The organism is Chryseobacterium manosquense (assembly GCF_014623485.1).
GTDB lineage: Bacteria > Bacteroidota > Bacteroidia > Flavobacteriales > Weeksellaceae > Kaistella > Kaistella haifensis.
Window position 1 is genome coordinate 2,323,778 of the sequence record NZ_CP060203.1, and the last position, 20,510, is coordinate 2,344,287.

At 35.9% G+C, this 20,510-nt stretch carries 18 protein-coding genes and 1 tRNA gene; 5 read left to right on the forward strand and 14 right to left on the reverse strand.

Annotated elements, in window-relative coordinates:
• Position 1: 1 nt before the first annotated feature.
• A complete protein-coding gene (locus H0S70_RS11150; protein WP_228453722.1) occupies positions 2-2,782 on the reverse strand; it encodes a type I restriction endonuclease subunit R in 2,781 nt (926 codons plus the stop codon).
• An 86-nt stretch (positions 2,783-2,868) separates the two neighbouring features.
• Here H0S70_RS11150 and H0S70_RS11155 point away from each other — a divergent pair, with 86 nt between their 5' ends.
• Together H0S70_RS11155 and H0S70_RS11160 are read left to right on the forward strand one after the other, a co-directional pair.
• The gene (locus H0S70_RS11155) at positions 2,869-3,531 is read left to right on the forward strand and encodes a hypothetical protein (RefSeq protein WP_188320852.1); all 663 of its coding nucleotides are present in this window, start codon (positions 2,869-2,871) and stop codon (positions 3,529-3,531) included.
• Between the two features lie 12 nt (positions 3,532-3,543).
• On the forward strand, positions 3,544-4,047 hold the full coding sequence (locus tag H0S70_RS11160) for a surface-adhesin E family protein (protein WP_188320853.1): 504 nt from the start codon (positions 3,544-3,546) through the stop codon (positions 4,045-4,047).
• Positions 4,048-4,081: 34 nt separating this feature from the next.
• Here the strand turns inward: H0S70_RS11160 and H0S70_RS11165 are convergent, their stop codons facing one another.
• The 10 genes from H0S70_RS11165 to H0S70_RS11210 all read right to left on the reverse strand — a co-directional run bounded on the left by H0S70_RS11165 (position 4,082) and on the right by H0S70_RS11210 (position 14,268).
• The gene (locus tag H0S70_RS11165; protein ID WP_228453723.1) at positions 4,082-5,164 is read right to left on the reverse strand and encodes a DUF3871 family protein; all 1,083 of its coding nucleotides are present in this window, start codon (positions 5,162-5,164) and stop codon (positions 4,082-4,084) included.
• Positions 5,165-5,225: 61 nt separating this feature from the next.
• Positions 5,226-6,194, reverse strand: a complete 969-nt coding sequence (locus H0S70_RS11170) for an ATP-binding protein (protein ID WP_188320855.1) — start codon at positions 6,192-6,194, stop codon at positions 5,226-5,228.
• 105 nt (positions 6,195-6,299) lie between these two features.
• Entirely contained in the window at positions 6,300-8,789 is a 2,490-nt protein-coding gene (locus H0S70_RS11175; RefSeq protein ID WP_188320856.1) for a DEAD/DEAH box helicase family protein, read from the reverse strand.
• A 67-nt stretch (positions 8,790-8,856) separates the two neighbouring features.
• Positions 8,857-10,050, reverse strand: a complete 1,194-nt coding sequence (locus H0S70_RS11180; RefSeq protein ID WP_228453724.1) for a site-specific integrase — start codon at positions 10,048-10,050, stop codon at positions 8,857-8,859.
• Positions 10,051-10,226: 176 nt separating this feature from the next.
• A tRNA-Val gene (locus H0S70_RS11185) sits at positions 10,227-10,301 on the reverse strand.
• A 33-nt stretch (positions 10,302-10,334) separates the two neighbouring features.
• A complete protein-coding gene (locus tag H0S70_RS11190; protein WP_188320857.1) occupies positions 10,335-11,573 on the reverse strand; it encodes a bifunctional folylpolyglutamate synthase/dihydrofolate synthase in 1,239 nt (412 codons plus the stop codon).
• A gap of 76 nt (positions 11,574-11,649) precedes the next feature.
• Entirely contained in the window at positions 11,650-12,549 is a 900-nt protein-coding gene (locus tag H0S70_RS11195; RefSeq protein WP_188320858.1) for a ferric siderophore ABC transporter substrate-binding protein, read from the reverse strand.
• Positions 12,550-12,559: 10 nt separating this feature from the next.
• Positions 12,560-12,958, reverse strand: a complete 399-nt coding sequence (locus H0S70_RS11200; RefSeq protein ID WP_188320859.1) for an ExbD/TolR family protein — start codon at positions 12,956-12,958, stop codon at positions 12,560-12,562.
• Positions 12,959-12,961: 3 nt separating this feature from the next.
• Positions 12,962-13,645 (reverse strand): MotA/TolQ/ExbB proton channel family protein, encoded by a 684-nt coding sequence (locus H0S70_RS11205; protein WP_088263452.1) that lies wholly within the window; start codon positions 13,643-13,645, stop codon positions 12,962-12,964.
• Positions 13,646-13,809: 164 nt separating this feature from the next.
• Positions 13,810-14,268: a hypothetical protein gene (locus H0S70_RS11210; RefSeq protein ID WP_031501256.1), complete on the reverse strand. Its 459-nt coding sequence runs from the start codon at positions 14,266-14,268 to the stop codon at positions 13,810-13,812.
• Positions 14,269-14,510: 242 nt separating this feature from the next.
• Here H0S70_RS11210 and H0S70_RS11215 point away from each other — a divergent pair, with 242 nt between their 5' ends.
• Complete coding sequence (locus H0S70_RS11215) at positions 14,511-16,304, forward strand: DUF885 domain-containing protein (RefSeq protein WP_188320860.1); 1,794 nt, start codon at positions 14,511-14,513, stop codon at positions 16,302-16,304.
• Positions 16,305-16,548: 244 nt separating this feature from the next.
• A complete protein-coding gene (locus tag H0S70_RS11220) occupies positions 16,549-16,902 on the forward strand; it encodes a response regulator (RefSeq protein ID WP_123249100.1) in 354 nt (117 codons plus the stop codon).
• 9 nt (positions 16,903-16,911) lie between these two features.
• Here the strand turns inward: H0S70_RS11220 and nth are convergent, their stop codons facing one another.
• Positions 16,912-17,532, reverse strand: a complete 621-nt coding sequence (gene nth, locus H0S70_RS11225; protein WP_188320861.1) for an endonuclease III — start codon at positions 17,530-17,532, stop codon at positions 16,912-16,914.
• A 32-nt stretch (positions 17,533-17,564) separates the two neighbouring features.
• Between nth and bcp the strand changes: the two genes are divergently transcribed.
• Positions 17,565-18,014: a thioredoxin-dependent thiol peroxidase gene (gene bcp, locus H0S70_RS11230; protein ID WP_188320862.1), complete on the forward strand. Its 450-nt coding sequence runs from the start codon at positions 17,565-17,567 to the stop codon at positions 18,012-18,014.
• Positions 18,015-18,017: 3 nt separating this feature from the next.
• Here bcp and H0S70_RS11235 read toward each other — a convergent pair whose 3' ends face one another.
• On the reverse strand, positions 18,018-19,238 hold the full coding sequence (locus H0S70_RS11235) for an aminotransferase class V-fold PLP-dependent enzyme (protein WP_188320863.1): 1,221 nt from the start codon (positions 19,236-19,238) through the stop codon (positions 18,018-18,020).
• Positions 19,239-19,305: 67 nt separating this feature from the next.
• On the reverse strand, positions 19,306-20,442 hold the full coding sequence (locus H0S70_RS11240; RefSeq protein ID WP_188320864.1) for a serine hydrolase domain-containing protein: 1,137 nt from the start codon (positions 20,440-20,442) through the stop codon (positions 19,306-19,308).
• Positions 20,443-20,510: the final 68 nt, after the last annotated feature.

A 20,510-nucleotide genomic window follows, 5' to 3' on the forward strand; every position in this document is an offset into this window, starting at 1 on the left:
ATTAAGCAACTAATACTTCATTAAGTTCACTAATAATCTCCTCTGTTTCTTCACCAAACAACTGCCACATTTTACCTAAACCACCATATTCATTAAATGGAGTTAGGTCAAAATCTTCTCTGTCAATATGAAAACTGTTTGCAATATAATCCTTCATCATTTTCAGCCACGAAATCTGTTCTTCAGTAAATCTATTGTGTTGTCCTTCATTCTTTTTGAAAATCCATTTCTTAAATTTCTGGTCAACAGTTTTATCAAATAGAGTAAGACTTTCATCTAACCCTACAATATTTCTTACCAATGAAACCATTGCAGTAAGTTCATTTTTAGGAGAACCTTCTGATTTCTGAAGTTTCTGATAGGCCTCCCAAACCTTTATTGGTGCTAATGTTGGCTGTTCAAGGATTAATTTATCATACAGTTCCTTAATCATTTTGTAAGTAAGTTCCCTTCTCCTGTAAGGTTGAGCATAAAAAAGTTGAAGTGCTGTAATTTCATCCTTATGGGTTTCAATCCAGTCTTTAAAGGCAGAAATTTTAAGTTCTGCATCTTCTTTCTGGTCTTTTATCCAACCAATATTTATGGTTTCATCAAGATTAATATTATCAATAATTTGGTCATATTTCTTTCTGACATCTAGAATGTAATTTCTGAGTTCTGGAAAATCAAAAATATAGGTGGCTCCTTCTATAAGTTCTTGTTGTTTTTTTTGTATTTCTGCATGGATGATGTCTGGAGATTCACCAACTAATTCATCTTTAACCTGTTTTTCAATTGAATCTTTGGTGTCAGGATCATGTGCATTTAATAGCTCTTTAACAATATTGTTGATGCTTTTTCCATCTGCTAATTCAGAAAGCTTATTTCTTTCACTTTCATTAATCTGCTTATCTAACCTGATTAATCTGTTGGCTAATGTAGAAAGGAGTTCTTCTGAAGTGTTATTACCTATGGCAATATTATTCATCACATCTTTCAGACTCATACCAGGATTTTTTTCCAGAGGTCTTGAATCTGTTTTATGGGAATTTTCAACACCAATTGCATCAATAATCACAAAGTGGTCTTTGGTGGTTTTGGCAGAGGGAGTTACCTTTCTTAAATCATCCAAGGCAATAGTTCTGGTACCCCTGCCTTTCATCTGTTCATAATAACTGCTGCTTCTTACATCCCTCATAAACAGAAGGATTTCTAAAGGTTTAATATCCGTTCCTGTAGCAATCATATCTACTGTAACAGCAATTCTGGGGTAATAGTTATTTCGGAACTGGCTTAAAACAGATTTTGGGTCTTCTTCACTTTTGTAGGTGACTTTCTTGCAGAACCTGTTTTCTTCCCCAAATTCTTCCCTTACAATATCAATAATATCTTCTGCATGACTGTCAGTTTTTGCAAAGATTAAGGTTTTGGGAATTTCAAAAATGCCCTGTTCATCAATCCTGTCAGGAAACATGGCAGGAACATTTTCTTTAAAAGCTCTTATTATGGTTCTTATCTGACTTGGATTTACAATATCTTTATCCAGTTGATTTCCTTTATATTCTACCTCTTCATCAATGGTTTCCCAAAATTTTCTTCTGGTAAGTCTTTCCCTCATATCAACATTTTCACCCAAGCCAATTTTACTTCCTTCTTTGGTAATTTTGGTTTCAATGGTAAAAACATTATAAGGCACTAAAACACCATCTATTACAGCCTTTTCATAACCATAATCTGATACTATATTTTGGTTGAAATATCCAAATGTTCTCTTTTCTGGAGTAGCAGTTAAGCCCACCTGGAAAGCATCAAAGTAATCCAGAACCTGCTTCCATAAGTTATAAATACTTCTGTGACATTCATCAATTACAATGAAATCAAAAAATTCTGGTGGAACTCTTTCGCTGTAAACCACAGGAAGAGGATCTTTCCCAAACATCAACTCATTAGGGTTTTCCTCTTCTGCACTTTCATCCAGTTCAGTGCCTTTCAAAATGGAATACATTCTCTGAATGGTGCTGATGTAAACCTGGCTGTCATTAGGAATAAAACTGTTCTTCAACAATGTAACCCCATAAAGTTCAGTAAACTTTCTGTTGTCATCATTGGGTTCGTAGGTCATAAATTCCTGTTCTGCCTGAATTCCCAGGTTTCTGGTATCAACCAAAAAAAGAATTCTCTTGGCTTTGGAATATTTAAGTAATCTGTAAATAAAAGTTATGGCAGTAAAGGTTTTCCCAGAACCAGTTGCCATTTGGATTAATGCTTTAGGTCTGGCTTCTTTGAAAGATTTCTCCAGATTGGTGATTGCATTAACTTGACAGTTTCTTAAACCTAAAGTGGGAAGCTCAGGTAACTCCAGAAGTCTTCCTCTTAAACTGTTAGTTTTCTGAATCCATTCCTGCAAAGTTTCAGGTTTGTAGAAAGAAAAAATTTCCCTTCCCCTTGGTTTAGGATCTAAATGGTTGGTAAATCTGGTAATAGTTCCTGTGCTTTCAAAAACAAAAGGAAGCATTTCATTATCACAATATTTTAGTTTTGCAGAAGCATATCCTGTTGATTGGTCTTCAACTATAGATAATTTGTGACCTTCTTCCTCTCTTTTTGCTTCAATGATGCCAACAGGTTTTTTGTTGATAAACAAGACATAGTCTGCTGGACCAACATCAGTTTGGTATTCTCTTACAGCAACACCTAAAGATACATTAAGGTTGATGTTTTTCTTATCCTGTATAACCCAACCAGAAGCCTTTAATAAAGCATCAATTTTATCTCTTGCTATTTGCTCTGGGTTTTGGTTCACAGATTTCAGAAATTTATCAAAAATACAAAATTAAAAGAAAACAAAAAAAACTCATAAAAAATATTATTTTTGTTAAAACCTTGAATGTGAAAAAATTCTTTATTCTCTTAATTTTAATTTCCGTTTTTTCATCGTGCAAAAAAGAAATTGACTACTCTGATTTGCAGGAAGAAGATATAAAAAGTGAGGAATTTGACCCTTCCTTGATGGATATTAACGATAATGATGATGTTGCAATCTATCTTGAAGCGACTGGTGATTATCCTGATGGAGCTTATTGTGCAGATGTAGAATACTACAATCCAATTACCGGAACTAGAAGCACCTACGAACTGGATGTGGAAGTTGAAGGTGGTGATTTAGTGAAAATTGACTGGCCAAATGGAGGTTGGCTTGATGAAACGCATTTTACTCCTGAAAGCATTTCAAGCGGAGAAGTTTCTTTTACTAGTGACAGAGGCTATCAATATACTGTTACACTTGGTGATTTTGGTGGTGGATGCTATTCAGGCGGAAGCAGTTTACAAAATGCTGTGAATAACGATATTGAAAAAGAGGAACAGGAAAAAGCAGATGAAACTTGTCCTGAATGTGGATTTTCAAAATTTGCCTATGATGATTATTGCTCATCATGTGAGAGAAAACTAACTTGTCCAGAATGTGGCGACAAGAAAAGCAAGTATGATGAACTTTGCTATTCTTGTGAGAGAAAACAAAGAGAAGAAGAGGAATCAGAAGATGAATATTAAACAAAAAAAAATATGAAACAGAACCACATTTTAGGAGGAGTCTTAGGATTTCTGATTTTACTTCTAATTTTAGGTTTTAGCAAAAATGAAAGTAAAGCTAATTTTATTGAAATTTATAAGACAAAAGAGTATACAATTTCTGCAAGTCGTGAATCCGCTTCAAGTGCCTGGATAAAATGGCAGTATCCCACAAAAAGAGTAAAAGCAAAAAACGGAAAATATATAATTACAGGTGGCAAATCTACCTTAACCTTGTGGAAATGCAGTTGCTATAGCAGAACTTATGATTTTTCAAATATGATTGAATATGACCGCAATGGAAAGGTAATACAGACATCTGATTATGGTTCTTATAATCAGCCAGTAGTTCCTGGATCTGTTGGCGAAGTAGTTTTTGACCACATTTGTGCAAATAATGATGAATCTTATTACTACAATAATTGGGATGTAATTGATTCTGCTGCCGTTGTTGCTGATTCAGCAGCATCTGTAATTGATTCAGCAGCAAGCTGGTAAAATAAAACCACCCCACAAAAGTGAGGTGGTCTGGCTAACTCAAAAACCAATGATAATCTAAATTACCATTGAGCGTTTTCTGAAGGCCTCTGGTAAAGTCAAAGGCATTCAGATTCCTGTCCAGGAAAGTATCAATATAGGATGATTTATTAGCCTGTGTGAAAAGATTAAACACATTCCAGAGGTTAATCCTTCCATCTTCCGTTCTGGAGAAGTTCTGATCTTCATAATAATCCTTAGCCATTGTATTAATATGACTGTCATTAAAATTAAGTTCAGGGATTCTAAGTTTTTCTCCTTTTGGTAAATGCTGGTATAGCCTGGACTTACCAATAAGCTGTGCAAACTGATGTTCTGTAAGATGATCATGAGTTAACTCCTTCATCTCTCTTAAATGTAATTCAGCATTGTAGTTCTGCATTACCTGCAGCACTTTATTCTGGATTTCAAAGGTGTTGGAGGCTCTTAAATCTTCCACATATCCATCACTCCATACGCAGAGGTTCATACAGACCTTGTTTTGAAAACCTATGAAGAACTTAAATTTCTCAAGAGATTTCGTACTGTAGAGATTCTGTTGGTTGTAACTTCTTACCCCTCCTAAACACAAAGAGAGTTCATTCCCATTGATGTTACTGGTTATTCCCGGAATCTTGATCAGAAATGCCATTCTCTCATAATAGATGGTTTTCTGGTGTTCAAGTAAATCCTTCACATTTAAATGGATTGCATCTGGTGTCCTGCCTTTGATCTGATGGGAAACTCTAATTTCAGGCATTGAAATACTCTGATAAGGAAATTCCTTACTAATAGCATTCATCACTGTTTCAATAAATTCCTGATGTGCTATGGTCTTTTCATTGTCCTTACTGAATACTGGAATTATGCATTCATTCTGCAGATGAGGTAAAGTCACATCTACTGTATTAGCGATGATAAAAGGGCTGTCTGTTGATGATGATACTTTATTAGAGTTGATGGGTTCAATTTCCTTCTCTCTAGTAAACGAAAAAGGTATCATATCTTTAGTAATTACCGCTTTTTCCGGATCATTATCATCTCTAATAGAAGCGATGATAGAGTCATCATCTTTATCCTCCAGAAAAATGTCCCGCACTGATCTTAACCTTGGGAAAGATTGGATTTCAGAGATTTCTGACTCTGATAAAGTATTAATATTACTGAATTTTTGATCTTCCATTCTGTAAATGTGTATTAGGGTTATTATTTATTAAGAGAGACTTTTTAGCCTCATAATCCAGTCTCAGGCTTTCCTGATACTCTGGAAACTGCTTATAAATGGAAAGTAATTCCTGAATGGTTCTGCAGGCTTGAATTGATTCATACACTACCTTCTCTGATACATTGAGATTTGTAGTAAACTGTCTTTCCAATTTTTCATCTGGAGTGTCTCTAAAAGCTTCCTCCGCACTGATCCTTGGAATACCATCCTTAGTTCTAAGAGAGTCAATAGGTTTCCCCTCCATACACCAGTCTAAAATCTCCCTACCAGTTTTCTCACTGATTACGAATTCAGGCTTACCCATAAAGAGACCAGTTCTGTCCTTTGATGCAGTAGCAAAATGCTTGATATCCACATCAAAAACTAATGTGAACTCATAGTCCATACCATCTCTCTGAACAGACTTAAGACCAACCTTCTCAGGGATCATCTTACCATCTTTCTGATTCAGGACATAATCCTGTTTGGTTCTCATGGTGGCAATGACATGGCTCTTACAATGTAGAATTCTATCAACAAAAGCCTTTTGCCTTGGGGTAACTTTAGCCCAATTGGTAAAGCTGTTACCTGCTAACTTGGAGTGGAAATCTAACAGCTCATCCCATTCATGTGAAATAGAGTCAATAATGATCACTTCCATACCTGCATTTTCGCAGATATCTAAAGCCTTAATGTAGTTTTCTGGTGTAAAAGGTGGTGTAAGAGAGATTACATTGTACTCTCCTAAATGGGCATACAAATCTGCACTGCCATTTTCTGTGTCAATGATGGCTACTTTAGATAAATCTCCACCTGATAGCCCTTTAGCCATTAGCAGAGAACTCATTGTCTTTCCAGATCCTGAAGGACCTTGCAGCGCCATTTTTATTCTGGCCTGTTTTCTTTCTGATTTTCTTAGATTCATAAAATTTGTTTTTGGGGTTATACGAGAAAACCACCCCGAAGGGGTGGCTCTAAATCATTTTATGTAATTATTTTCCGGAATGTTATTATTTAATCCGGAAAAATATTACAGGGGATAGTTTTGTGATATTACTTTGTGCATACGCTTTCCAGCGAAATTTTGATGTCTAGCGCCTACTAAATCACCAAAAACTTTTTTAAATGTATTAAAGATGTCTTTCTGAGCCCTTTTTCTTTTCTTTTCAATATTTTGTTGTGAGTCTTCTGGCTTTACTACTGAATCTTTCCATATATCAGCGTGTTTTAATACAGGAAAATTCTCCACCAATAGATTATGAAGTGCATAAGCATTATCTAATGGCCAATCCTCCCTTTGACTTGGCAAATACAAAGCATCTCTGTGATTCTCGGTGATACTTTGGATTGCTCTCAATTGATTTGTTACCTGTGCTTTAAGGTCAGCCATATCGGGGTAATCATATTTCATTATAAGATGAATAATATGCTGTGCGGAAAAGTTTTCATTAGCACTTACACCAGAAAGTGGGTAATATTTTGAGAGAATATTTGACGCAAGTTTTTTCATGAACATATCATCACCAATACCAACTTCACTTCCATTGTAAGTTAGAAGTTGTGAAGAGATTTCGTCTCTTATATGATTATAAAATTTACTAAAAGATGGATTTTGCTCCTGGAAAAATTCATCAAACATCTCGTGAATTTGGTCTGGGAAAGTATCATCTGCAAAGTCAGTTTTTACAAAATTAAAAGTTTCCAATTTACAGTTGATAAACTGATTCATAAAGGCATTTACTGTTAAGTTTGCTGCAATATCACTGTACAGAAACTTGTTTCTTAACAACTGTAATTTTCCAGTGGTCAACCTGTAGTTGTCCTTAAAATCCTGTACTAAGACATTTTTATCCATCACAGGATTTAACAAATATTTGATTACTTCCTTAAGCTGATCAGTAATAAGTTCTTTTTGATAGTTAACTGGGCAATATCTTGCGATAGAGTCATGACCAAGGGCGGGAATTCCATACTGATCTATCTGCTCAGAGGTTTGTGGAGAAATTTTTTGAATTTGACGATAGGAGGTTTCAAACTGTTCAAACTGTTCATCGGTCATTTGGGGCATTTGGTCACCAAATGTAAAAAAATCTGGATGCATTGTGACAATATGTATTTCACCTACTTTCCTTTGTCTAGCAACAGCCTGTACTAAGTCAATATAACCCCCTGAAAATATTCCATACTTGTTTTCAAATACCATTTTAGTAGACCTAGGCGGCATAATAATAATGAAGAAATGGTTTTCCTTTTCAATGTTTATACCTGTCTTAAAATTTGTACCAATATTAATCTTGTTTTCGTCATATCTGTTTTTTGGTTCTTCCGTAGTAGTTCTTTGGTTTTGAATTAGTTCCGAAACACAAAGTTTAACTTTATCGGGATCTCCTTCTTTTAGCAGAGCTCCTACTTCCCCTTTATACAGTTCTTCGGCAAAGCTTTTAGAAAAACAGAGGATGTCAATCTCTTTGCCCTGATGCAAAGCCATTTCAACAAGTGTTTTAATCTTTCTTTTACCAAATTTGGATGCATTATCATAGTGAATATAAAGCTTACTAAGTTTCGCGGGGATCTGGACTCTTTCAGCTTCAATAATATTGATCTTGCCCTCTGTTAGCTCACTAAGCTTATTTATTACGACTAATGAAGCATCATTATAGGTGGCACTTAGCAGATATATCTTCTGTAAAACATTTTTCCAAAAGTATAGGTACAAGATATTTTCGGGTGAAAAATTATGTATAGCATCATGGATTTCATCGAAGATAAAAACTACATTTTTACTACTCTCCGTGACCGCTGTTACCTTACTGACATCAAATGCCATTTTCGCTTTAGGAGCACCTAGCCTTCCAATTTTAATTAAATCTAATCTTTTCTTGATGTCCTCTTCATTTATCGGTTTGCCATCATATAAATACTTCGTCTTAATTAGTGCTTCCGGAAAACCTTTTAAATACTCTCTTTTAATCTTAGAGTTTATGGCAGCATTATCACCTGCATTACCTAGCAGACAGTTGACAGTTACAATATGCACTCTTCTCTTCAGTTGATATTCCAAGGTGCATTTGGGAAATTCTTTGGGATTTAACCATTCGTATCTGTAAATTTCATCTTCTGGAATGCCATTAGTTATAAGTTCTTTAAAGTATTGGTTTACAAGGCTAACATAAGGAACCGCAATAATGATGTATGTATCAGGGTTTTCTAAATATTTCTCTACTGTTTTAAGAATGGTATAGGTTTTTCCCTGCCCAACACCAATATTAATTACGGTAGTATCTTTCTTGTCTAAATCTATTTTCCTGCTCAGTTCATCATAAACTTTACCTTCCCTGTCAGGTTGTATGATTGAAGCTGTGATCCGGTTTTCATAAGCTTCATTTCTGGCGTTGGCATCAGCACCATCTTTTCCCCCAAAAGCTTTTTCATTAAGGTCTTCTGGCTTAATTTTAAAGTAGTCTATCGGAAAACCAATAAATAAATCACTAATATTCCCTTGTGTTGTATCGTCAGGCATAACAAGCAGTATTAAATTCTGTAAAAGATACTTCAATACTGCTTTCTGCTATATGTCATATATGGAATTATTCTAATAATTTCTCCACTTTGCTCATACTTTCAGATAGCTTTGCTTTGACCACCTTGGCATAATGATTCTGCGTAATGCTCATTTCATAATGTCCTAGAAGTTCAGATACAATTTCCATGGGAACATCATTATACAGCAGTATGGTTGATGCAAAAGTCTTTCTGGCTATGTGGTGAGTAATGTTTTTCTGAATCCCTACAATCTCAGCAATCTCCTTTAAGTAGGAGTTAAAACGTTGATTGGAAATTCTTGGTAAGAGTTTTTCTCCGCCTTCATATTTCTGCAAAATATACTCCGCTTTCTTTAGGAGAGGGATTTCATATTTCTTATTGGTCTTTTGCCTCGTAATACTGATCCATTTCTTTTTATCAGAGCCAATGATTATGTGTTTCCTTTCCAGAGTAGACATTTCCAAAAATGCCAGACCAGTATAACAACAGAAAATAAACATATCTGCTACCTGTTGAAGTCTCTGGGATGCAAACTCATGCTGGTCAATCTTTGAAAGTTCTTCCTCACTTAAGAAAACCACCTGTTTCTTAGGTCTTTTGTTCTTATGGAGTAGGAAAGGGTCTTTTGCAAGAAAATCTAATCCTACAGCTAATTTAACCATCTGTTTTAGCCTTTGAAGGGTTTTATGGATGGTGTTCTGCTCAAACTGTTTTTCTGCTTTTAGATAGTATTCAAATTCTGTGATAAATGACATTTTCATTTTATTTAACAGGTAATCATGTTTCTTAAATTTCCAGAATATATAATTTTTCACATGAGTTTTGGTCTGATAGAATTTAGCTACAGATCCTTTGGTAGTAGAGATGCCAATCAACTTTTCCTGCTTTGCAATATGCAGATTGAATATTTCCATTATTGATTTATCATCTTTAATGTTTTCACCTTTATAATGCACGTAAATATCTTCTGCATTAAATTCCCTGCCTTGTACCTGCAGGAATAAAAAAGCCTGATTAATCTCTTGTTTAATCAGGCTTAGTTGGGTATTGATTTGGGAATTAGGTGTATTGGATGGAAATGCTTTTTGTTTAGCTGCATTCCAATTATCAGGATTTATAAATAATCCTGTAGCAAAAGGTTTTCTTTGTTTGTCCAAAGTAATTCTACATTCAATAGGGCAAACCCCTTGCGCATTGATCTTGTTCCTTCTTAAAAGGAATAGTATTGAGATTTTCATAGAAATGTTGATTTAATAGGGGTTTTAATGGGTAACCTGAGAAATTTTTGGGTAACCTGGAGGGTAACCTAAAAAGGCATGCTTTTTTAAGATTAACAGGAGAGTATAAACCCTATTGAAATGGGAATAATTACACACAAAAAAAGCCTCACATTTCTGTGAAGCTTTTACAAGTGTGGGTCCTGAGGGATTCGAACCCCCGACCCTCTGGGTGTAAACCAGATGCTCTGAACCAACTGAGCTAAGAACCCTTGTTTTTGGTGTTGCAAATATACAACGTTTTTTTATTTCTGCAAATTTTTTTCCAAAAATTCTCCCACAACGAAGTTGCTTCCGCCGATAAAAATCATTTCTCCATTTTTAATATTCTGTTTTGCAGAGAGATATGCTTGCTGAACTTCGTCAAAAATTTTATAAGAAATTTTAGAATTTTTCAGCAAATCCTCATAATCTTTCGGAAGACGACCTCGATTGACGTATGGTTTTGCAAAATAATAAGTGGAATTTTGAGGCAAGATCTTTAGTACTTCATCAATTTTTTTGTCCTTTACAAATCCGAGAACGATATGTTTGTGTTCGGGTAAAGTATTGAGTTGCGCAAAAACCTCTTCCAAACCTGCTTGATTGTGGCCGGTATCGCAAATCGTCAATGGATTTTTTGAAAATTCGTACCATCTACCTAAAAAATTGGTGTTTTTTTGAACATTTAAAAGTCCGGCTTGGATATTTTTCTCAAAGATTTGAACTCCGAGGTTTTTTAATTCATGAATTAATGCCAAAACTACTTTGATGTTTTTCTTTTGATAATTTCCCTTTAAATCAGATTTAAAATCTGAATTAATGGTTGTAGCATCGATGAACTCGGTGTTTTTTTCTTTTGCTTTATTGGCAATAATTGTTTTTACCGCCTCTTTATCATCACCTGAAATCACTGGTGTATTTTCTTTAATGATTCCTGCTTTTTCAGTAGCGATTTCTTCAACAGTATTTCCTAAAATATTTTGATGATCCAAAGCAACATTGGTAATGGCTGATACCAAAGGATTGATGATATTGGTGGAATCTAATCTACCGCCTAAACCGACTTCGATGATTGCGAAATCTACTTCTTGCTGGGCAAAATATTCGAAAGCCATAATCGTCGTAAATTCGAAAAAAGAAGGCCGGATATCTGAAGGAAGATTTTTGAGTTTTTGGATGAAATGATAGACAAATTCTTTATCGCAGTTTTTACCATTCACCTTGATTCTTTCCGTAAAATCAATTAAATGTGGCGAATTGTATAAACCGATTTTATAGCCGGATTCCTGCAAAACGGAAGCGAGCATATTGCTAGTAGAACCTTTTCCGTTGGTTCCGCCGATATGGATTGTCTTGATTTTTTCTTGTGGATTTCCAAAAAAATTGCAAAGTTTGGAGATGTTTTGAAGCCCGGGTTTATAAGCTTTTTTACCATCAATTTGGTAGTTCGGAGCTTGCACAAAAAGCCACTCTACAGCTTCTTGATATTCATGATTTGTCATTCCACAAAATTCACAAAAGTTTTTGGTTTTGGGAAATTATTTTCATAAAGTTTTTTATGAAATTCAGGTAAAATTTTTAGAAAGTAATTTTATAAGTTCCGGTAGATGAGGTCGAAGCTTTTTCGGCTTTTACATATTTTTTAACCCAAGAAACCGATGTTGATGCAACGCAAGGATCGGAAATTCCTCCCGATCTTCTCGCGGAAATTACGTTTCCTGCCTTATCAACGGTGTAAGAAACCGTGATGCTTCCGCTGGCTGAGCAATTATGCGATGGTTGTGCGCCGCCACGTCCCATCGTTCCGGGAATGTAGCCAACTAATTTTCTGTCGATCCCAATTTTGCTATCGCCATCACCATCACCGCCCAAAGGATCTCCTTGGTTTCCTATGCCGGTTCCGGTGCCTTGTGATCCGGCTTTTGTACCACGTCCTTTAATTAAATTTCCAATTGCAGCGGTTCCTTTTCCGTCGCCTGAGCCGGTTTTCGAATTGGAAGTTGTGGATTTAGAACTTGATGCTTTTGTCGAAGATTTTGTCGAAGATTTTGATGAAGAAGCAACGGTTGATTTCGTATTTTTCTCTGATTTCTCAAATTTTTTTACCGTGTTTATAGCACTTGTTCCTGTTATTACTTTTTCTTTCGCAGACTCTTTTTTAGTGATTTCAACAGCGTTCGAAGGTTCTGTAATTTTAGTTTCAGATTGCGCTTCCGCAGATGTTTCTAAGGTTGTTGGATCGCTTGTTGCGGCCAAACTTCCTTTTTGTTCGGCGGGTTCTTCTATTCCATTTCCGTTTCTGTTGTCACCGAAATTGATGAGCATGCTGGTTACGACCTCGTTTTTTTCGGGAATCGTGGTGGTAAATTTATAAAGAGAAACAAACAGCAGGAGAGCGGACCAGATAATCGCGGTGATAATTCCGCTTTTGATCTTGTCTTTATTTTCTTCCTGTTTATTAATGCTGTATTGGTTCATTTTGTAGGGCTTAATCTTCTTTCGTAGTGGCAATCGCGATGCTGTATTTATGCTTTTCTGCAATTTCCATCGCAAAAACTACGTCTTTATGAAACGAATTTTTGTCGGCTCTAATGGTAAATGAAGGCTTTTGAGTATTTTTTAATTTTTCGACGATTACAGATTCCAAAGCTTCTTTTTTTACAGCAACATCATCTACAAAATAAGAGCCATCTTCTTTAATGCTAACGGTTACTTGGTTTGGAATGCTTGGATTTTCAAGTTCACCTTTCGGGAGTTCTACGTCAATCGCACTTTGGTTAGCCGCTGCGGAAGTTACCATGAAAAAGATGAGGAGCAACAAAATCACATCCACCATTGCAGCAAGGCTGAACTCGGGATTTGCTTTATTTCTGCGTTTAAGTTTCATGATTTATGATGGTTTGTTGATGATATCTAAAAAGTCGGTAGAAAGATGTTGAACTTTCAGAACAAATTTATCAATTCTCGTTAAAAGTAAATTATAGAAAAAATTGGAAGGAATTGCCACTGCGAGACCCATTGCGGTTTGCCCGAGAGCGGTGTAAATTCCTTCGGAAAGCGTTTTCGGAGAGAAAGAACCTTCTGCATTCGACATGCTGAAAAACGCCATAATCAATCCGATTACTGTTCCTAAAAGTCCCAACATTGGCGCTAAGCTTGGTACAGAGGCTAAAAGATTCAGGTTTTTTTCTAATTTGGAAATTTCTATTTGTGCTTGACTTTCCATTGCGCTTACGATGTCAGAAATCGGTCTTCCGATGCGTGTGATTCCTTTTTCCAGGATTCTGGCTTCGGGAGTATTTTGTCTTTCGCAATAATCAATCGCTGCATCTACACGGCCCTGATTCAGCAAATCCGCAATGTTATTCATTAAATTCGTGTCGTTTATTTTCAACATTCGGTTGATGTAAAATAACCTTTCGAGAAAAATATAAAGCGAGAAAACACCTAATGCAATTACGGTGCACATTACGATATTGGCGAAAAGGTTTCCGTGGAAAATGATTTTCCAGAAAGAGAAAACTTGCTCCTGCGTTTCCGGCGTTACGGCTTGTGCTGCTGCTTGTAAAAACATTTAATATAAATTTATAATTAAAAACTGAACGATAAAATTAGGTTAATATTGTTGAAAAACCTTTCTGTTAATCATTTTTAAATGATTAATGTGTTCAAATAACCTGCTTTTTCTACTTGAGAAAAAAACGGTTTTAACAAAAAAAGCTAAGAAAAAAACGGGAATTACTCGTCTACTTCAATCTCGTCTTGCCTGAAATTGCATTTCAATTTAAAAGGAATTGTTTCGTCGGAACCGGTATAAAAATCGGTGATTTCCCCTTTCCATAATAGCTCCAAATCTCTATTTTCGTTTTGGGTAAAAGACAATTCATTTTGGTAAAGAAATGCGTCTTCATCGTCGAAAAGGTTTACTTCCGTGAAGGTTTCATCGTCGGAATCGTCAATCTCAAAAGTTTTTCCTTCTACTTGATCATCTTCGAGGGGAAATTCGTAAACATTCATCGAAAGTTGCGGAAAACGATATTGTAGAGAGTCGTCATCCACGTGATCCAAAGAATCGTCGGTGATGATTTCAACTTCCAGAAAATGCTTTTGATTGCTGTAAACCGCCTTAGAGTAAGTACTTTTGATGTGGTATTTAAGGGTTTCTTCAGGGTGATAGATTTTTAAAATCCCTTTCATTTCGGTAAGAAAAAAAATGTTAATTAATTGATTGTGAATCTGCTTCAACAAAGATAAAAAATTGATTCGTTGTGCAAAATTTTTTGGTCTTTTTTTAGAAATAAAGCGGGTTTTAGCTTTTCATTCTTTAGTTTTTATTTGCTTTTAAAGAAGATAGAAAAATTTTCAATCGATTTTTCAATAAAACTGAAGCGATAATATTAAAACTATTAATTTAGCGTTTCCAAAAATAAATCATCAGAATGAAGAATATCTTTTATAAAGCACTTTGTGGCTTAGGAATTATTGTTTCTTTAGTTTCTTGCAAAAAAAAAGATTCGCCTCTTACCAAAGTTACACCGGCGGATTTGGATTCTATTGCTGCGAACTATTATGAGCAATATTTGAAACTTCATCCTTTGGAAGCCACTGCACAAGGTGATTACCGTTACAATGACCAATTACCGATTACCATTGATAGAGATTTCATTTCTGGCGAAATTTCCTTTTTCAATTCCGTGCAGGAGCAGCTGAAAAAAGTGGATTATAAAAATTTGAATGACGAGGATAAAACTGTTTATGATGTCCTCGATTATACCTTAAAAGATAAAATAGAAAACTACGCTTATCACCCGGAATATATTCCTTTTACCCAATTCGACGGGCTTCCTTTGCAATTTCCGCTTTTGGGAAGTGGTAGTGGATTTCAACCCTTCAAAACCGAAAAAGATTATCAGGATTGGTTGAGCAGAGCTGAAAAATTCCCGAAATGGATGGATGCCGCGATTGAAAATTTCCGTGAAGGAATTAAAAATAATTATGTTTTGCCTCAAAAATTGGTCGTTAAGATGATTCCTCAGATGACCGCGGAAGAAATCGTAAGTCCGGATTTGGAGAAAAATATTTTCTATGGTCCCGTAAAAAACTTCCCAAAAAGCTTTTCTGAAGCACAAAAAGAAAAATTAATTGCGGATTATAAAAACCTCATTCTTCAAAAAATTATTCCTGCATATATAAAAATGGGCAATTTCTTAGCGAAAGAATATCTGCCGAAAGCTAGAACCACAGACGGAATTAATGGGTTGCCGAAAGGCAATGAGATTTATGCTTTTTATGTGAAAAGCCAGACCACTACCGACAAAACTCCGGAAGAAATCAATAAAATTGGATTGGAACAGGTGGCAATGCTTCGTGCGGAAATGGAAAAAGTGAAGCAACAAGTTGGTTTCTCTGGAACATTGGAAGAGTTTATCACTTTCGTAAAAGCCGATCCTAAAGCAATGCCGTATAAAACCGAAAAAGAAGTAATCAATGCTTTCAATGGGATTTTGACAAAAATTACCCCGAAATTGAAAACCATGTTCGGCGTTACTCCAAAAACCAAATTTGAGATTCGCCAAACCGAAAAATTCCGAGAAGCAACGGCAAGTGCTGAATATTTTCCAGGAACATCTGATGGTAAAAAACCGGGAATTTTCTATATTCCTTTGCCGGATCCTTCGAAGTTTAATGTGACTTCCGGAATGGAATCGCTTTTCCTTCACGAGGCAATTCCTGGTCATCATTATCAGGTTTCTCTTCAACAGGAAAACACTTCATTGCCGAAATTTATGAGGTTTGGTTGGTTTGGTGCGTATGGTGAAGGATGGGCGCATTATTGTGAAACTTTGGGTCCCGAATTTGGTTTGTACACCGATCCTTATCAAAAAATGGGTTATCTGAGTGACCAAATGTTGAGAGCGGTTCGTTTGGTTGTTGATACCGGTTTGCACACCGGAACGATGAATCGCGAAGAGGCAATTAAGTATTTCTTGAGTAATATTTCGTATGATGAAGCCGCTGCAACAGCGGAAATTGAACGATATATGGCTTTGCCGGGACAAGCATTGGGTTATAAAATCGGAGCGCTACGCATTCGGGAACTTCGGGATAAATATCAGAAAGAATTGGGTGCCAAGTTTAGTTTGGCCAAATTTCATGATGAAGTTTTAAATCAAGGTTGTCTTCCGCTCGATGTCTTGGATCGGAAAATGGAAAATTGGGCAAAAAGACAATAATATATTACCTAAATATTTGAACAAAATCCACTGAAATCATCAATGGATTTTTTAATTAATTGTTATTAATAATCAAAGCTTACTTAATTTTGAATTTTCTTTAATAATAATAATTTATGAATGTTAAATTTGATGAAAAATTTTCATTATTTAATAAATAACATTAATAAAAATAATTAATTTTGCTTTTTCAATATCAGAAAATTTATTTTGATAGCCAACTTTAAAAAACACGAAGAAGTATATGGAAATTTTGGTGGTGGATGATAATAAAGATATCTGCACGTTGATTGAAAGCATTTTAATTGCTGAAGGTTTTGATGCAGCGTCTTGTACGAATCCTTCGGATTTTAATAAAATGATTAAAAAATGTTCTCCGAAACTCATCATCACCGATTTGCTGATGTCGGGTTTTGATGGGAAAATTTTAACTAAAAAAATTAAAAAAAATCCACAAACTCATCACATCAAAATCATGATGATGTCTGCGCATCCCGATGCTGAAAAGATTAGCAAAACAATCGATGTGAACGATTTTCTCACCAAACCTTTCGAAATGGATGAGCTGGTGAGCAAAGTTGAAGCGCTTTTAAAATAAATGCAGTATTTACTTGTCAAAAAGCATTCTCGTTAAGAAATCTTTATCCTGATTTCCTCTGGCCGGCGAATATTCGCGGCCGTAGAAAATAATTTGTAGATGAAGTTTGTTCCAACTTTCTTTCGGGAAGATTCTTTTCGAGTCTTTTTCTGTTTCTACAACGTTTTTTCCTGAAGTTAGTTGCCATTGAACCATCAATCGATGAATATGCGTGTCGACCGGAAAAGCTGGTACACCGAAAGCTTGGCTCATCACCACCGACGCAGTTTTGTGACCAACTCCCGGAAGTGCTTCCAATTCTTCAAAAGTTTGTGGAACCTCGCCGTTATGCCTTTCTACCAGGAGTTCTGCCATTTTTTTTAAGTTTTTGGCCTTGGTATTTGCGAGCCCGATTTCTTTGATTAAATATTTAATTTCATCAACTTCTAAATCCTTCATTCTAAAGGGATCACCTGCAACTTCGAATAATTTTGGGGTAATTTGGTTTACCTTTTTATCAGTCGTTTGGGCCGAAAGAGCTACCGCGACCAAAAGCGTGTAAGGATCGCTATGATCCAGAGGAATCGGAACTTCTGGATATAATTTTTCGAGTTCCATCATCACGGTTTCGGCTCTTTGCTTTTTTGTCATTTTAGCTTTAAATTTGAACAAAATTAAACATTATGTTGAAAGTTGGCGATCAATTGCCTGAATTTGTAAGTGTAAATCAAGACGGGGAATCGGTGAATTCTCAAGATTTATTAGGAAAAAAACTGGTCATTTTCTTTTATCCAAAAGCCAATACACCTGGTTGTACTGCTGAAGCCTGCGATTTAAATGATCATTTCTCAAAACTTAAAAAAGAAGGCTTTCAATTATTAGGAGTTTCTGCAGATCCTGTGAAAAATCAGAAAAAGTTTCATGAAAAATTTGGCTTCCAATATCCGCTACTTGCCGATGAGAACCGGGATGTCATCGAAAAATTTGGCGTTTGGCAACTCAAAAAATTCATGGGTAAAGAATTCATGGGAATCGTTCGCACGACTTTTATCTTCGACGAAAACGGAATTTGCGTTCGCGTTATTGAAAAAGTAAAAACAAAAGAAGCGGCAAAACAAATCTTGGAAAGCTAAGATTTAACCCAGCATTTTTTGCGCTTTTTTCACCCCTTCGAAAAGAATATCAATCTCTTCAAATGTGTTGTAGACTGCAAAACTTGCTCGAACGGTTCCTGCGATATTGAAGAAATTCATAATCGGTTGCGTACAATGATGGCCGGTTCTCACCGCAATTCCCAACTTGTCGAGAATCATTCCGACATCTGAAGAAATTCCAATTCCTTCGAGATTGAAAGATACAACGCCGGTTCTGTGGGCCTTTTCACCATAGATTTTTAAACCTTCTATTTGCAGCAATTGCTTTTGAGCGTAATCCAGCAAAGCATTTTCGTGGTTTTGTAAATGTTCCTGACCAATATTTTCTATGAAATCAATAGCGGCTCCCAAGGCAATATTTCCGCCTACGTTTGGTGTGCCGGCTTCAAATTTGAAAGGCAAATCTGCGTAGGTGGTTTTCTCGAAAGAGCAAGTCGCGATCATCTCGCCACCACCGTGGAAAGGTTGAATTTTCCTCAGAATTTCTTCTTTTCCGTACAGAATTCCGGTTCCCATCGGTGCATACATTTTGTGTCCTGAAAAAACGAAAAAATCACAATCCATTTTCTGAACATCTATATTGAAATGTGGTGCAGACTGTGCTCCATCGATTACGATGATAGCATCAGAATTTGCGCGGGTTTTTGCAATAATTTCTTCAATGGGATTTACAATTCCCAATGCGTTGGAAACCTGATTAACAGAAACTATTTTGGTTTTTTCAGTCAAATTTTCATCCAAAAAGTCGAGCTGCAAAATGCCGTTTTCATCAATCGGAATTACTTTTAGTTTTGCGCCGGTTCTTTCGCAAAGCATTTGCCACGGAACAATATTCGAGTGATGTTCGAGATAAGAAATGATGATTTCGTCGTTTTCTTTAATAAAATTCGTCAAAGAATAAGCGATAAGGTTGATTCCTTCGGTAGTTCCTTTGGTAAAAATGACTTCAAAATCGTTTTTTGCATTGATGAATTTTTGGACTTTTCTCCTAGAAAGCTCCATTTCCTCGGTCGCCAGTTGGCTTAAAGTGTGAATTCCGCGATGAACATTCGCGTTGATTTCTGTGTAATATTTTTGCCAGGAATCTAAAACACTGATTGGTTTCTGCGAAGTTGCGGCATTATCGAGGTAAACCAAAGGTTTCCCGTTAACCTGCTGATTCAGAATCGGGAACTGGCTGCGGATATTTTGTAAATCGAACATAACTTATTTAGAATGCTTCAAATTTACGGAATTTATATTTGAATACTATGTATTCTGATTTATTGTATTAATAATGATTTGCAACCTCATTTGCCAAAAACGCTGCTTGTACCGGTCTTCCTTTTTCGTCCGTTGGCTGGTCTTTATAAGTGCCGGTTCTCACAATTATCATATTCTTCTCAGGAATGATGATGATGTACTGTCCGTATAATCCCCAGAAATAATAATGTTTGATGGCTGCGTCGTTATTGATCCAAAGTCCCATTCCATAAGCTTCTTTCGAAAGTTTCGTGGGCGTTTTCATCTCGTTTAAAAATTCTGAACTGATGATTTGCTGACCGCCGAATTTTCCGTCATTCAAGAACAACTGTCCGAGTTTCGCAAAATCCCGTGAGGTAGAATGAATACAGCAAAATGTCTTTTCCATCCCCAATTCATCAGTACTCCATTCAGCATTATGCTCCATTCCGAGAGGTTTCCAAAGTTTTTCGGAGGCGTATTCGGCGATGGTTTTGTTCATGGATTTTCTTAAAGCAAAGCCAAGAAGTTGAGTTGCGCCACTTTGGTATTCGAATTTTGTTCCCGGATTTTCTTTAAAACCTCGGAGCAAAACGGCTTCTTCCAGCGATTTTCCATAATAAGCTTTTGCATTTTGCAGAAATGGATTTTTGTAGTTTTCGTTCCAATTTAATCCGGCTTCCATTTTGGCTAAATCTCCTACGGTGAGTCTATTTCCGAATTCTACATTTTTGTAATTTTCAAAAAAATCTGAATAACGCTGATGTAAACTGCTGATTTTTTTTTCTTCAATTGCTTTGCCCAACAGCAGTACAGTGACGGCTTTCGCCATAGAAAAGGAATTGGTTTTTGAGGTTGCGCTGTAGCTGTCCCAATATTGTTCGTGAAGAAGTTTTCCATTTTTAATGATTAAAAATGATGCAGTATTTGAATTTTTAAGATCCTGAACCAAAGTTTTAGGCAACGCTTTTTTATTGTAAAGAGAGTCTTTTTCCCACAAAACAGTATTTCCTTTCGCGATGGTATGCGACGGAAAATATTTGCCGTCATCAATCGTAGAACCCGATTCTCCACGGAGATAGGTCTGGCGGATTCCATTGAAGAGATAATCGTAGCCGAAAGAATACGTAAGTGCGATGACCAGAGCAAAAAATACGAGGATTCCTTTTAGAATTTTCAAAAACATTTATAAATCTTTAATCACAAATTTAAGATTAAAAAACAAAAAAAGTTCCGGAGTAATTCGGAACTTCA

What these genes read in the sequence shown, in the direction of transcription:
- H0S70_RS11170 (WP_188320855.1), bottom strand. Translation starts at nt 6,194, where the DNA reads ATGAATCTAAGAAAATCAGAAAGAAAACAGGCCAGAATAAAAATGGCG.
- H0S70_RS11220 (WP_123249100.1), top strand. Translation starts at nt 16,549, where the DNA reads ATGGAAATTTTGGTGGTGGATGATAATAAAGATATCTGCACGTTGATT.
- H0S70_RS11175 (WP_188320856.1), bottom strand. Translation starts at nt 8,789, where the DNA reads ATGCCTGACGATACAACACAAGGGAATATTAGTGATTTATTTATTGGT.
- H0S70_RS11195 (WP_188320858.1), bottom strand. Translation starts at nt 12,549, where the DNA reads ATGAACCAATACAGCATTAATAAACAGGAAGAAAATAAAGACAAGATC.
- H0S70_RS11205 (WP_088263452.1), bottom strand. Translation starts at nt 13,645, where the DNA reads ATGTTTTTACAAGCAGCAGCACAAGCCGTAACGCCGGAAACGCAGGAG.
- H0S70_RS11160 (WP_188320853.1), top strand. Translation starts at nt 3,544, where the DNA reads ATGAAACAGAACCACATTTTAGGAGGAGTCTTAGGATTTCTGATTTTA.
- H0S70_RS11210 (WP_031501256.1), bottom strand. Translation starts at nt 14,268, where the DNA reads ATGAAAGGGATTTTAAAAATCTATCACCCTGAAGAAACCCTTAAATAC.
- H0S70_RS11190 (WP_188320857.1), bottom strand. Translation starts at nt 11,573, where the DNA reads ATGACAAATCATGAATATCAAGAAGCTGTAGAGTGGCTTTTTGTGCAA.
- nth (WP_188320861.1), bottom strand. Translation starts at nt 17,532, where the DNA reads ATGACAAAAAAGCAAAGAGCCGAAACCGTGATGATGGAACTCGAAAAA.
- H0S70_RS11235 (WP_188320863.1), bottom strand. Translation starts at nt 19,238, where the DNA reads ATGTTCGATTTACAAAATATCCGCAGCCAGTTCCCGATTCTGAATCAG.
- H0S70_RS11200 (WP_188320859.1), bottom strand. Translation starts at nt 12,958, where the DNA reads ATGAAACTTAAACGCAGAAATAAAGCAAATCCCGAGTTCAGCCTTGCT.
- H0S70_RS11215 (WP_188320860.1), top strand. Translation starts at nt 14,511, where the DNA reads ATGAAGAATATCTTTTATAAAGCACTTTGTGGCTTAGGAATTATTGTT.
- bcp (WP_188320862.1), top strand. Translation starts at nt 17,565, where the DNA reads ATGTTGAAAGTTGGCGATCAATTGCCTGAATTTGTAAGTGTAAATCAA.
- H0S70_RS11240 (WP_188320864.1), bottom strand. Translation starts at nt 20,442, where the DNA reads ATGTTTTTGAAAATTCTAAAAGGAATCCTCGTATTTTTTGCTCTGGTC.
- H0S70_RS11180 (WP_228453724.1), bottom strand. Translation starts at nt 10,050, where the DNA reads ATGAAAATCTCAATACTATTCCTTTTAAGAAGGAACAAGATCAATGCG.